The 12,586-nt window shown below is 65.2% G+C and carries 14 protein-coding genes; 7 read left to right on the top strand and 7 right to left on the bottom strand.

The genetic code is table 11. From position 1 onward, the window contains the following. Positions 1 to 92: 92 nt before the first annotated feature. Genes urtE through ACQ4N9_RS03995 form a run of 3 tightly spaced genes read left to right on the top strand, consistent with a single transcriptional unit; the run spans position 93 to position 1,883 of the window. On the top strand, positions 93 to 791 hold the full coding sequence (gene urtE, locus ACQ4N9_RS04005; RefSeq protein ID WP_390965964.1) for an urea ABC transporter ATP-binding subunit UrtE: 699 nt from the start codon (positions 93 to 95) through the stop codon (positions 789 to 791). Positions 792 to 822: 31 nt separating this feature from the next. After that, complete coding sequence (locus ACQ4N9_RS04000) at positions 823 to 1,347, top strand: GNAT family N-acetyltransferase (protein ID WP_390965962.1); 525 nt, start codon at positions 823 to 825, stop codon at positions 1,345 to 1,347. 5 nt (positions 1,348 to 1,352) lie between these two features. Continuing rightward, on the top strand, positions 1,353 to 1,883 hold the full coding sequence (locus ACQ4N9_RS03995) for a GNAT family N-acetyltransferase (protein WP_390965960.1): 531 nt from the start codon (positions 1,353 to 1,355) through the stop codon (positions 1,881 to 1,883). A gap of 97 nt (positions 1,884 to 1,980) precedes the next feature. Here ACQ4N9_RS03995 and ACQ4N9_RS03990 read toward each other — a convergent pair whose 3' ends face one another. Both ACQ4N9_RS03990 and cbpA read right to left on the bottom strand, forming a co-directional pair. Then, positions 1,981 to 2,286: a chaperone modulator CbpM gene (locus tag ACQ4N9_RS03990; protein WP_110992969.1), complete on the bottom strand. Its 306-nt coding sequence runs from the start codon at positions 2,284 to 2,286 to the stop codon at positions 1,981 to 1,983. A 2-nt stretch (positions 2,287 to 2,288) separates the two neighbouring features. Continuing rightward, positions 2,289 to 3,248, bottom strand: a complete 960-nt coding sequence (cbpA, locus tag ACQ4N9_RS03985; protein ID WP_153785555.1) for a curved DNA-binding protein — start codon at positions 3,246 to 3,248, stop codon at positions 2,289 to 2,291. Between the two features lie 164 nt (positions 3,249 to 3,412). On the opposite strand from cbpA, the gene ACQ4N9_RS03980 reads away from it, so the two are divergent. Next, positions 3,413 to 4,684: an Hsp70 family protein gene (locus ACQ4N9_RS03980; protein ID WP_390965956.1), complete on the top strand. Its 1,272-nt coding sequence runs from the start codon at positions 3,413 to 3,415 to the stop codon at positions 4,682 to 4,684. A gap of 135 nt (positions 4,685 to 4,819) precedes the next feature. Here ACQ4N9_RS03980 and ACQ4N9_RS03975 read toward each other — a convergent pair whose 3' ends face one another. The 3 genes from ACQ4N9_RS03975 to ACQ4N9_RS03965 all read right to left on the bottom strand — a co-directional run bounded on the left by ACQ4N9_RS03975 (position 4,820) and on the right by ACQ4N9_RS03965 (position 7,034). Then, a complete protein-coding gene (locus ACQ4N9_RS03975) occupies positions 4,820 to 5,827 on the bottom strand; it encodes an AI-2E family transporter (RefSeq protein ID WP_110992972.1) in 1,008 nt (335 codons plus the stop codon). A gap of 70 nt (positions 5,828 to 5,897) precedes the next feature. Continuing rightward, on the bottom strand, positions 5,898 to 6,182 hold the full coding sequence (locus ACQ4N9_RS03970; RefSeq protein WP_110992973.1) for a PsiF family protein: 285 nt from the start codon (positions 6,180 to 6,182) through the stop codon (positions 5,898 to 5,900). A gap of 63 nt (positions 6,183 to 6,245) precedes the next feature. Then, positions 6,246 to 7,034: an AraC family transcriptional regulator gene (locus tag ACQ4N9_RS03965; protein ID WP_390965953.1), complete on the bottom strand. Its 789-nt coding sequence runs from the start codon at positions 7,032 to 7,034 to the stop codon at positions 6,246 to 6,248. 205 nt (positions 7,035 to 7,239) lie between these two features. On the opposite strand from ACQ4N9_RS03965, the gene ACQ4N9_RS03960 reads away from it, so the two are divergent. After that, entirely contained in the window at positions 7,240 to 8,118 is an 879-nt protein-coding gene (locus ACQ4N9_RS03960) for a DMT family transporter (RefSeq protein ID WP_390965951.1), read from the top strand. A gap of 139 nt (positions 8,119 to 8,257) precedes the next feature. Here the strand turns inward: ACQ4N9_RS03960 and ACQ4N9_RS03955 are convergent, their stop codons facing one another. Continuing rightward, positions 8,258 to 9,148, bottom strand: coding sequence for an alpha/beta fold hydrolase (locus tag ACQ4N9_RS03955; protein ID WP_390965949.1), 891 nt, complete (start codon positions 9,146 to 9,148; stop codon positions 8,258 to 8,260). Between the two features lie 124 nt (positions 9,149 to 9,272). On the opposite strand from ACQ4N9_RS03955, the gene osmE reads away from it, so the two are divergent. Both osmE and ACQ4N9_RS03945 read left to right on the top strand, forming a co-directional pair. After that, on the top strand, positions 9,273 to 9,614 hold the full coding sequence (osmE, locus tag ACQ4N9_RS03950) for an osmotically-inducible lipoprotein OsmE (RefSeq protein ID WP_390965948.1): 342 nt from the start codon (positions 9,273 to 9,275) through the stop codon (positions 9,612 to 9,614). A 27-nt stretch (positions 9,615 to 9,641) separates the two neighbouring features. Then, entirely contained in the window at positions 9,642 to 10,169 is a 528-nt protein-coding gene (locus ACQ4N9_RS03945) for a ferritin-like domain-containing protein (RefSeq protein WP_390965947.1), read from the top strand. A 244-nt stretch (positions 10,170 to 10,413) separates the two neighbouring features. Here ACQ4N9_RS03945 and ACQ4N9_RS03940 read toward each other — a convergent pair whose 3' ends face one another. Then, on the bottom strand, positions 10,414 to 12,480 hold the full coding sequence (locus ACQ4N9_RS03940) for an AsmA family protein (protein WP_390965945.1): 2,067 nt from the start codon (positions 12,478 to 12,480) through the stop codon (positions 10,414 to 10,416). Between the last annotated feature and the right edge of the window lie 106 nt (positions 12,481 to 12,586).

Genomic DNA, 12,586 nt, shown 5'->3' with positions numbered 1-12,586 from the left:
CCCTCCCCAAGGTTTTGTGAGCGATCCTTGTGGGAGCGGGTTTACCCGCGAAAGGGCCGGCATGGGCAATACGAATACTCCAGGAACAACACATGCTCAAAATCGATACCCTGCACCAGTACTACGGCGGCAGCCACATCCTGCGCGGCCTGTCCTTCGAGGCCAAGGTCGGCGAAGTGACCTGCCTGCTCGGGCGCAACGGCGTGGGCAAGACCACCCTGCTGCGCTGCCTGATGGGCCTGCTGCCGGCCCGCGAGGGCCGCGTGGAATGGGAAGGCAAAGCAATCACCGCGCTCAAGCCGCAGCAACGGGTACAGGCCGGCATCGCCTACGTGCCCCAGGGCCGCGAGATCTTCCCGCGCCTGACGGTGGAGGAAAACCTGCTGATGGGCCTGTCGCGCTTCCCCGCCCGCGAGGCACGGCAAGTACCGCCCTTCATCTACGAACTGTTCCCGGTGCTTGCGCAGATGAAACAGCGCCGTGGCGGCGACCTGTCCGGCGGCCAGCAGCAACAGTTGGCCATCGGCCGTGCGCTGGCCAGCCGCCCGCGCCTGCTGATCCTCGACGAACCGACCGAAGGCATCCAGCCCTCGGTGATCAAGGAAATCGGCGCGGTGATCCGCAAACTCGCCGACCGTGGCGACATGGCCATCCTGCTGGTAGAGCAGTTCTATGACTTCGCCGAGGAACTGGCCGACCAGTACCTGGTGATGGCCCGTGGCGAGATCGTCCAGCAGGGGCGCGGCGAAAACATGCAGGCCGAAGGTGTGCGTGGCCTGGTTACCATTTAATCTGCACTGACTTCCCTTGCGAGATGCCGTCATGAGTTACCCGCTGCGCGATGCCCTGGCCGAAGACCTGCCAGGCATCCTCGACATCTACAACGACGCCGTGCGCAACACCACGGCGATCTGGAACGAAACCCCGGTCGACCTGGCCAACCGCCGGGCCTGGTTCGAGGCCCGCGCGCAGCAGGGCTACCCGATCCTGGTGGCGGTGGATGAAAGCGGGGTGCTGGGCTATGCCTCGTTCGGCGACTGGCGGCCCTTCGAAGGCTTCCGGCATACCGTCGAGCACTCGGTGTACATCCGTGGCGATCAGCGTGGCAAAGGCCTGGGGCCGATCCTGATGGCGGCGCTGATCGAACGTGCGCGCACGTGCGACAAACATGTGATGGTCGCCGCCATCGAGAGCGGCAACGCCGCGTCGATCCGCCTGCACCAGCGCCTGGGCTTCGCCATCACCGGGCAGATGGCCCAGGTGGGCGTGAAGTTCGGCCGTTGGCTGGACCTGACCTTCATGCAGCTGAATCTGGACGAGAACGCCCTCCCCCCCTCAAGGAGCTGAACCCGATGAACGCCGCCCACCTGCAACGCGTCTCCCATGAAGGCCTGGCCTATTACCGCGAGGGCCTGGTGGCCCTGCTGCTGGATGCGGTGCGACAGGGTGCTTCGGTGGGCTTTCTGGCGGATATCGACGAGCAGCAGGCCAATGCCTATTTCGATGAGGTGAAGGCGCGCCTGGCCAGTGGCGAGCAACTTTTATGGGTGATCGCCCAGGGCCATGAGGTGCTGGCCAGCGTGCAGCTGGGCCTGTGCCTGAAGCCCAACGGGCTGAACCGGGCCGAGGTGCAGAAGCTGCTGGTGCACAGCAATGCGCGGCGGCGTGGGTTGGGGCAGCAACTGATGAATGCGCTGGAGGCCGATGCCCGGCGGGTCAGGCGGGGGATGCTGTACTTGGATACCGAGGCTGGCTCCGGCGCGGAGGCGTTTTATCGGGCGCAGGGGTATAGCAAGGCGGGGGAGATCCCGGATTATGCCTGTGGGCCGGATGGGGTTTACCGGGCGACGGCGTTGTATTTCAAGATCATGGCTGCTGCTTGAGAATCGCCGGCAAGCCGGCTCCCACAGGGAACGGCGTGCGCTGTACAGGTGGGAGCCGGCTTGCCGGCGAAAGGGCCGCAACGCGGCCCCGACCTGTTCACATCTGAGTGAACCTGCCCAAGCGCTGGCGCAGCATGCTGTTCTCGCTGCGCAACTGCTGCACCTCCTCCAGCAACTCCAGCGCCAGCGCCACCCCTTCCCACTCCAGCTCCAACTCCTGATGCAGCTTCACCGCGCGCTTCAAGGTCACCGGCGCGCGGTCATCGAACAGCCATTCGTCGGGCGTTCGCCCCGACGGTTCAACAATGCCGTGCTCGACGATCTCGATCACCCAGTCGGCCGTGACATCGGCCTCCTGGCACAGGGTACGCATGTCCAGTTGAACGATCAGGGTGCTGCTCATGGTCACTTACTCCATTGAGTCCTCGGATTGAACGCGGCTTTCTCGGAGAGCTGGGTCCACAGCTCGCGTGCGGCGGCGTCGGACTGGGCGGGCATTACCACTTTCAATTGCGCATAAAGGTCGCCGCGCTCGCCCTGTTTGTTCAGCAGGCCCATGCCCTTGACCCGCAGGCGCTGGCCGCTCTGGCTGTCGGGGCGGATGGTCAGGTTGATCTTGCCGGTCAGGGTCGGCACCGCCACCTTGGCGCCCAGCGCGGCCTCCCACGGGGCCAGCGGCACGGTGATGATCAGGTCATGGCCTTCGACATCGAACAGCGGGTGCGGGGCCATGCGCAGGGTCAGGAACAGGTCGCCGTTGGCGCCACCGCCCACACCCGGCGCGCCCTGGCCCTTGAGGCGGATGCGCTCGCCGTCGGTCACCCCGGCGGGGATCTTCACGTTCAGGGTCTTGGTGGTGAACCCGGTGCGCTGCCCGGCGCCGTTGGTCTGCGGCACCTGGAAGCTAATCTGCTTGGATTCGTTGTTCAGGGTCTCTTCAAGGAAGACCGCCAGTTCCAGTTCCACGTCCTGCCCTCGTCTGCCGGTACTGCGCTGTTGCCGGCCGCCACCACCGAAGGGGTTGCCACCCCGGGCGCCGAAGATCGAACTGAAGAAGTCGGAGAAGTCGCCGCCCTCGAAACCGCCGCCGCCGTTGCCGCCGCGGCTCTGCCAGCCAGGCGGGGCCTGGAACGGCCGGCCGTGCTGGCCGCCATACTTGCGGATTTCGTCGAACTCGGCGCGCTTGTCCTTGTCGCCAAGCACTTCGTAGGCCTCGTTGGCCTCCTTGAATTTGTCCTCGGCGTCACGCTCCTTGCTGACGTCGGGGTGATACTTGCGCGCGAGCTTGCGGTACGCGGCCTTGATCGCCTTCTCGTCCGCGCTCGGTTCAACGCCGAGTATCTTGTAATAGTCTTTGAAGTCCATCTGTGGATCACCAATGTGAAAGTGCAGGTTGCAACTGAAGATAGGGGCCAAGCATAGCCTTTCAAGGTGCGCTTGGCTTTGCCTCACGGCAGACGACCGGTCTTGATTCTGTAGCCAACTGGCATACACTGCGCGGCCGTTTTGCCTCCGGAAGCTTTCCCCTCATGTCTGACGTATCCCCGGCCCGCGCCCTTGGCATCGATTTTGGTACCTCCAACTCCACGGTCGGCTGGCACCGCCCGGGCGTCGAGTCGCTGATCGCCCTGGAAGACGGCAAGATCACCCTGCCTTCGGTGGTCTTCTTCAACATCGAGGAACGTCGGCCGGTGTACGGCCGCCTGGCCCTGCACGAGTACCTGGAAGGCTACGAAGGCCGCCTGATGCGCTCGCTCAAGAGCCTGCTGGGTTCCAAGCTGATCAAGCACGACACCAGCGTGCTGGGCAGCGCCCTGCCTTTCAAGGACCTGCTGGGCATGTTCATCGGCGAGCTGAAAAAGCGTGGCGAAGCCGCCGCCGGCCGCGAGTTCGACCAGGTGGTGCTGGGCCGCCCGGTGTTCTTCGTCGACGAAGACCCCGCTGCCGACCAGGAGGCCGAGGACACCCTGGCCGAGGTGGCGCGCAAGATCGGTTTCAAGGACGTGTCGTTCCAGTACGAGCCGATCGCCGCGGCGTTCGACTACGAGTCGGGCATCAGCCGTGAAGAGCTGGTGCTGATCGTCGATATCGGCGGCGGTACTTCGGACTTTACCCTGATCCGCCTGTCGCCCGAGCGTCACCTGGTGGACGAGCGCCAGGACGACATCCTCGCCACCGGCGGCGTGCACATCGGCGGTACCGACTTCGACAAGCAGTTGAGCCTGCAGGGCGTGATGCCGCTGTTCGGTTACGGCAGCCGGATGAAGAGCGGCGCACTGATGCCCACCAGCTACCACCTCAACCTGGCCACCTGGCACACCATCAACGCCCTGTACTCGCAGAAGTCGCAGCTGGCGCTGGGCAACATGCGCTACGACATCGAGGACACCCTGGGCATCGACCGCCTGTTCAAGCTGATCGAAGAGCGCGCCGGGCACTGGCTGGCGATGGAAGTGGAGGCCAGCAAGATCGAGCTGACCGACCGTGACAGCCGTAGCGTGGACTTTGGCCGCATCGAGCCGGGGCTCTGCGCCGAGCTGACCCGCGCGTTGTTCGAGGATGCCATCGATGGCTTGCTGGAGCGTGTGCGTGGCAGCGTGACAGAGCTGCTGGCCAGGGCCGGGGTGAATGAAAGCCAGGTGGACACGGTGTTCTTCACCGGCGGTTCCAGCGGCATCCCGGCACTGCGCAACAGCGTGGCGGCGATGCTGCCCAAGGCGCGGCATGTGGAAGGGAATATCTTCGGCAGCATCGGCAGCGGGCTGGCGATCGAGGCGCGCAAGCGCTACGGGACAATCTGAACCTTTGCCTTCGCCTGTACAGGCCTCTTCGCGGGTAAACCCGCTCCCACAGGATTATCTATGCCTTGAAGGCAGCGGTGAACCTGTGGGAGCGGGTTTACCCGCGAAGAGGCCGGTACAGGTTCAAGCAATCCCTCAGACCAGCTCCATCCGCTTCAGCTCACTCTTCAGGTACGCGTAGTAGATCGGCCCCGCCACCACCCCCGGCAGGCCGAACGCGGCCTCGAACACCAGCATCGCCAGCAACAGCTCCCAGGCCTTGGCACTGATCTGCCCGCCGACGATCCGCGCGTTGAGGAAGTACTCGACCTTGTGGATCACGATCAGGTAGCCCAGCGCCGCCGCCGCCACCCAGATCGACAGCGACATCCCGACGATGGTGATCAGGGTGTTGGACATCAGGTTGCCGATCACCGGCAGCAGGCCGAGCAGGAAGGTCAGCACGATCAGCGTCTTGGTCAGCGGCAGGTGCACGCCGAACAGCGGCAGCACCACGGCCAGGAAGATGCCGGTGAACGCGGTGTTGAGCAGCGAGATCTTGATCTGCGCGAAGACGATGTTGCGAAACGCCTGCACCAGCAGGCTCAGGCGCTCGAACAAGGCCGCGGCCAGGGGCTTGCGCCGGGAAATGTCGGGGATGCGCTGCAAGGCGACGATGGCGCCGAGGATCATGCCGATCAACAGCGTCACGAACATGTGCGCCATGCCCTTGCCCACCAGTTGCAGGTCGCTCAGGTGGCTCTTGATCCAGTCGCCGATAGCCACCTTGAACTCAGCCGCGCTGGCCGGCAGGTAGGCTTCGATGAACGGCGGCAACTGACCACGGGCGCGTTCGACCAGGGCCATGAACTTGTCCAGCGAGGCGCCGGGGTTCTCGGCTTCGTGCAGGAGAAAACTGAAGGCGCCGGCGAACAGCAGGGTCAGGGTGCTCACCACCAGCGTGCCCAGCAGGGCGACCGCCAGCCAGCGGGCGCGCTGCCCGGCGATCAGCGGCTGCAGGCGCGGGGTGAGCATGTTGACCAGCTCGAACACCAACAGCCCGGCCAGCAGGCTGGGGAGCAACTTCAGGGGCAATGCCAGCAACAGACCGCCGATGACGATGACCAGGCTGGCAAGGGAGATCTGGCGGGGGGTGAAGGTCATACAGCCTCGACGGCAGACAGCGGAAAGTCCCGCAGTCTGCCAGCCTTCAATGCACAGGCATAGGCACAGGTCATTTCTTCTTCAGGCAGTCGCTCATGTACGCCTTGCGCTCGTCGCCCTTGAGCGCCTTGGTGGTGGCGTCGGCGTTGCAGGTTTTCATCTTGTCCTGTTGGGTCTGCGGCACATCCTTCTTCAGGCAGGTGCTCATGAACGCCTTGCGCTCATCGCCCTTGAGCGCCTTGGTGGTGGCGTCGGCGTTGCAGGTCTTCATCTTTTCCTGTTGCGCGGTGGCGGCGAATCCTTGCCCAGCGATCAACATGCCCAGCACCAGCAGTGGCACATGCAGCAGCTTCATGGAGTGGTCTCCTTGTCGGCGCGCCCGATGCGCGCTTGTCGAGCTGAGTGTAGACAAGAAATCTTACATCTCTGCCCGGGCCTGCCGCCGGTACTGCTCCGGCGTGCAGCCGGCCTGGCGCTGGAACATGGCGATGAACGCCGAGCCGCTGCTGTAGCCGAGGTCGAAGGCGATGGCCTGGATCGGCAGGCCGGCTTCCAGCGCCTCGATGGCCCGCAGAAAGCGCAGGCGCAGGCGCCACTCACCAAAGCTCATGCCCAGCTCGCGCAGGAAGTGCCGGGCCAGGGTGCGCTCGCTGACGTGCACCTGCGCGGCCCAGTCGGCCAGTGGGCGGTTGTCGCCGGGCTCGGCCTGCAGCCCGGCGAGCACCTGGCCCAGGCTGTCGCTGCGGGCGAACGGCAGGTAGCAGGTTTGCCTCGGCGCCTGGTGCAGTTGGTCGAGCAGCACCTGGACCAGGCGTTGGTCGCAGGCGTTCTGGGCCACCTTGAGGTCGCGCCGGGCGAAGTCGCCGAGGATCGCCTTGAGGATGTCGCTGACCACCAGGCTGCAGGGCTGGGCTGGCAGCTCGGCGCACAGGCTGCGGTCCAGGTACACCGAGCGGTAGACGATGGCCTGGGGGTTGTAGCAGCCGTGCTCGGTGCCCGGCGGCACCCACACGGCGTAGTGGGGAGGCGAGATGAAGCGCTGGCCTTCGACATCCAGGTGCATGACGCCGTGGGAGGCGTAGTTGAGCTGGCCCCAAGGGTGGCGATGGGGCGCGCTCTGGCTGCCGGCGCCGAATTCGTCGTAGCGGAAGTAGACCGGGGCGGGGAGCTGGTCGAATTGCGGGATGTCGAGGTACTGGCGGGGCATGTTGGCTGCTTCGCGGGGCGGGTTGTCTGGATGGAAGTATAGGCCTTGCGACAGACAGCGGATAATACCGAGCCATCAGGGGCTGCTGCGCAGCCCTTCGCGGGTAAACCCGCTCCCACAGGATCTGCGCAAACTTCTGTGGGAGCGGGTTTACCCGCGAAGGGCCGCACAGCGGCCCCAGTCTGTAACTGCGAGTACTCGTTGCATGAATTACCTCTTCCCCCTTACCGCCATCCTCATCTGGGCCGGCAACACCGTGGTCACCAAGCTGTCCGCCGGGGCCATCTTCCCGGCCGAGATCGGCTTCTACCGCTGGCTGCTGGCCGGCCTGCTGTTCACCCCCTTCCTGCTGCCCCAGGTATGGCGCAACCGCGCAGCAATTCGCCCGCACCTGGGCAAGGTCTTGGTGCTGGGCGTGCTGGGCATGGCCATCTACCAGAGCCTGGCCTACTTCGCCGCCGGCATCACCAGCGCCACCAACATGGGCATCATCCTGTCGCTGATGCCGCTGATGTCGCTGGCCCTGTCCATCGCCTGGCTGGGCCAGCGCCTGAGCTACGGCGCCTTGCTCGGCGCGCTGGTGTCGTTCTTCGGCGTGCTCGAGGTGGTCTCGGCCGGCCAACCTTCGGCGCTGCTGCACCAGGGCCTGAACAGCGGCGACCTGATGATGCTGGTGGCCACCTTCGCCTATGCGCTGTACAGCTTCCTGCTGAAGAAATGGCAACTGCGCCTGCCGCCGATGCAGCTGCTGTACCTGCAAATCCTGGTGGCGATCCTGGTGCTGCTGCCGCTGTTCCTGCTGTCGCCCAAGACCGGGCTGAACGGCCATAACATTGGCCTGGTGGTGTATGCCTGCGTGCTGGCCTCGATGGTCGCGCCACGGGTATGGATGCAGGCGGTGCACCGGCTGGGGCCGAGCCGGACCACGCTGTTCTTCAACTTGTTGCCGGTGGTGACGGCGGTGATTGCCGCAGTGGTGCTGGATGAGCAGCTGGCCAGTTATCACCTGGTTGGCGGGTTGCTGACCCTGGTTGGGGTGCTGCTGGCCGAGCGCTGGACTACGCCGGTGCGTCGGACCTCATAGAACTGCGCATAACTTGATGATTGAGTGAGGACCTGTGGGAGCGGGTTTACCCGCGAACACCGGCGCAGCCGGTGCCATGCACCGCGTCGTCTGTTTGGCGGCTAAAGCCGCTCCCACAGGGTATGTGCTGGCCGCTCGATCACAACCCCGCCGCCTTGAGCCGGGCGGCATGCTCGGTAAACAGCCGCACCGGCTCGGCGCCCTTGCCCACCGCGCCGAGCGACTGGTTGACGATGTCCAGGTGGTCGAGCGGATAGTCGTCACCGATCACCTGGCCTAGGTGCGAACTGAAGCGCCCGACCATGCCATCGCACTGGCCTTTCTCCCTGACGAAGCTGCGGGCGAACAGGCGGCAGAAGCGGTTGCTGCCATCGAAGCGGTTGCGGCCCTGGTCGGTGAGCCCGGGCTGCAGGGTGCCGGACCAGGAGTAGTAGCGCACCCCGTTCACCTCCCCTGGCCCTTCCCCGCCCCAGACCTCGGGCAGCCCCTGTGGATAAGCCTGGTTGAACAGCGCCACCCCGGCGCAGGTCAACGACTGATGCGAGGCATGCACGTCGATCGGCAGCGGGTCGCGGCGCCAGCCGGTCTCCAGCCACACCAGCAACACCGCCAGGCCATGCAGCACAGCCTTGAGGATACGCCCCCGGGCTGAGTCGCCCGGCGCCGTGCGTTCCAGGTGGTCGGCCAGCTCCGAGCCATGGTTGGGCCCGGCCACCGAGGTCACCGAGGCTACCCGGTCAGGGCGTTTCGCCGCCGCATAGCGGGCACTCAGCGCACCCTGGCTATGGCCGATCAGGTTGACCTTTTCCGCCCCCGTGCGCTGGCAGATGTCTTCGATGATGGCCAGCAGCTGTTCGCCGCGCACCTCGCTGCCATGCAAGGGCGAGACCTGCACCGGGAACACCTGCGCGCCGCCCCGGCGCAGGGCCGGGACGATGCCGAACCAGTAGGGATAGAGCAGCAACCGCACAAACCCGAGCATGCCGGGCACCAGCACCAGTGGATAGCGTGTAGCCAACGCCTGCGTCATTGCCCCAGCCCCTTTCCATGGACGACCGGCCCACACTACAGCGCCGTTTGAGCCCTGCGCAATCGAACTCCTGGCGCGCCGCGCGGTTCCAAGCAGAACAGACCCTCGAGCAAGGAGCGGGACCATGTACAAGCAGACCCTGGCCATTCTTCTGGCAAGCGCCACCCTCGCCGCCTGCAGCAGCCGCCCGGAAAACCCGGTGGACTACGTGACCTACCGCGACCAGCCGCTGGTCAAGCAGGTGGAAAACGGCATGACCATGCAGAAGGTCATCGCCATCGGCGGCAACCCGTCGAATGCCATCGACCTGCCCCATGGCGGCACCTGCAACGACTACATCCTCAACCGCGACGGCCACCAGCAGGCCTACTACGTGCGCTTTGACGCCACCGGGCATGTTGACGCCAAGGGCTTCAAGACGTGCAAGCAACGCCAGCAAGACAGCGACGCCGCCCACGGCGCATGACCACCCTGATTTTTTTCGGAGATGAACATGAGCGTTGAACTGACCGATGTGAAGACCCTGCGCGAACGTGCGCGCAAGCACGCTGAAAACGGCGCGGTGACCGAGGGTTACCAGGCCGACCGCGAGAAGATCCTGCGCCTGCTCAACGAGTCGCTGGCCACGGAGCTGGTGTGCGTGCTGCGTTACAAGCGCCACTACTTCATGGCCAGCGGCATCAAGGCCAGTGTCGCTGCAGCGGAATTCCTCGAGCATGCCACCCAGGAAGCCGAGCACGCCGACAAGCTGGCCGAGCGCATCGTGCAACTGGGCGGCGAGCCGGACTTCAACCCGGACAACCTGAGCAAGCATTCACATGCCCAGTACGTGGAAGGCAAGAACCTGAAGGAGATGGTGCTGGAAGACCTGGTGGCCGAGCGCATCGCCATCGACAGCTACCGCGAGATCATCCAGTTCATTGGCGATAGCGACCCGACTACACGGCGGATCTTCGAGGACATCCTGGCCCAGGAAGAAGAGCACGCGGACGATATGGCGGATCTGTTGCAGGGGCTGTAAACATCAGACTGTGGGAGCGGGTTCACCCGCGAACACGGGCATAGCCCGTGCCAGGCACCGAGGTGTCACTTTCGCGGGTAAATCGCAGCAGCGAACCGCCGCTCCCACAGGTAGAGCGCAGGTCTTGAGTTCTCGGCCCGCACATGGACCGCGCTAACCTCGAGGCAAGCATCGTACCTGTGGGAGCTGGCTTGCCAGCGATGAGGCCACCACTGACAACATAAGACAGTTGCTCCCACGCACTTCAACGACCTTTGTTCACCGCAGCCGGCGCCTTGCCGGCTTTCATCTGCTGCAACAGCGGCGTGCATTGGTTCGGCGCATCGCCACTGCTCGGCGCGATCAGCGCCAATAGCCCCGCCGCCGGCCCCACGACCACACCCAATGCCAGCATCCCCGCGCCACGCAGCGCCAGCGGCACCGCCTGCACGCCGGCATTGGGCTTGGCGAACGGCCCACGCACGTACAACGGCGAACGCAGCGAGAACAGCCGCACGCCCTTGGATTCCGGGGTGATCTTCAAGTCCAGCTGCTCGCTGGCGAAGTTGGCCGTGCCGTTGATGTAGATGATCGCGTTCTCGGTATCGAAGACGAACAGGCGGGTAGTGGCCAGGCCATCCTTGATGCCCACATCGGCCGCCGCGCAATTGATCTTCACGTCCTCGTCGCCGAACAGCTTGCCGATCACATAGTTGCCGACATTGAGCCCGGCGATCTCCATCAGGCTGCGGCTGATCGCGCCATCGTTGATCAGCAGGCGCAGGTCACCGTTGGAGGTGCCGAGCAACGCCGCCACCGAGTTGCCGCGGCCGCGCAGGTCGGCATCGCCATTGAGCTCACCAAAGCTGGTCTGCATCGGCGCGAAGCTGGGGAACAGCTGCTTGAGCTTGAAGCCCCGGGCGGTGAGCTTGGCACGCCCTTGCAGCGGCGTGCTGCGCCCGTCCAGGCTGATGTTGGAATCGAGGTTGCCGCCGGCCACGCCGAAGCGCAGCGGCTCCAGGCGCAACAGGCCATCGTCGAGGATCACATGGGCGGCCAGGTCGTTGAACGGCAGCTGCTCGCTGTGGACGATGCGCTTGCCGGCGAACGAGACGTCGGCATCCATGGCCCGCCAGCGCTCGGTGCGGAATTCTTCCACCGGCAGCACCTTGCCCGCCGGCTGCTTGCTGGCGCCGCCACGGGCCTTCTGCTGGCTGTTGGAGTCGGCGCCGATCAGCGGTGCAAGGTCCTTGAACAGCAACTGGTTCGACACCAGGTTGCCGGACAGTTTCGGCCGCGGCTGGCTGGCGACGAACGCCAGGTCGCCATGGATATCGCTGGCGCCGATCTTGCCGTTGAAGCCCTCGTAGCGGAACTGCGCACCGCCTGCTGCATGCAAATTGGCGTTGAGGTGGCCGTCGGTTTCATAAGCCGGGGTGTCCGGCAAGGTCACGCCGGTGAGCGGGTAGAGGTTGCCCAGGCTGCTGCCGGACAGCTTCAGGCGCAGGTCGAGGGCGCCCAGGTTGCGCGGGTCGGTCAGGGTACCGGCCAGCGCCACCTGGGTGTCGCCGATGCGGGCGTCGGCCTGCAGCGGGAACGGCTGGCTGGCATCCTGCAGCGCCAGCAGGCCGCCGATCTTGCCGGTGGCCGTCACTGCCTGGCCTTTGTAGCGGCCCTGGGCCTTGAGGCCGAAGGCGTAGGCCTGGGCGTTGCCGGCTTTTTCGGCGCGGGCCTTGCCGACGATGTCGCTGAACGGGATCGGTTTGCCCAGCGGGTCGATCTGCACCTTCAGGCTGGTCTTGAGGGTCTGGTCGTCGAAGCTGACGTTGCCCTGGTCGAAGCCGATGGCGCCGATGTCCAACACCCATTTCGACGGTGGTTCGTTGTCGTCCTTGGGCCCGAAGTCGAAGGTCCAGTTGGCGCGGCCGTCGGCCAGCCGGGTGAGGCTGGCGCTGGGCTTGACCAGGTCGATGCGCGGGATGCTGATGCGCTGGACGATCAACGGCAGCGGCGCCAGGCGGAACTCGACCCGCTCGAGGCCGACCATGCGCGGCTCCTTGAGCCAGTCCGGGTTACCCAGCGAGAGGTCTTCGGCGGTGAAATGCGGCCAGGGCACGAAGGCACGCCAGCCGCCTTCTTCCGGTGCGGTGCGCCAGTGCACGGCGAGGTTACCGTTGATCGCGAAGGGCCGATGCAGCGCCTCGGACACTTTCTCGTTGAGCAGTGGCTTGACGCGGTTCCAGTCGAAGGTGGCGATCACCACCACCAGGATCGCCAGCAGCGTGGCCAGGGTGGCGAAGGTCCAGACAAGGATTCTGGCGGGGCGCGTCATTGCGGGGTTCTCCTGACTGCCGGGCACGAGGCGGGCATAACGATGGCACTTAAAATGTCGGACTGACGAAAACCCGCAGGGTTTAGTCCGGGTTGCCATGATAGCG

The organism is Pseudomonas sp. ES1 (assembly GCF_050586605.1).
GTDB lineage: Bacteria > Pseudomonadota > Gammaproteobacteria > Pseudomonadales > Pseudomonadaceae > Aquipseudomonas > Aquipseudomonas sichuanensis.
This window is presented reverse-complemented; position numbering and strand designations above follow the sequence as displayed.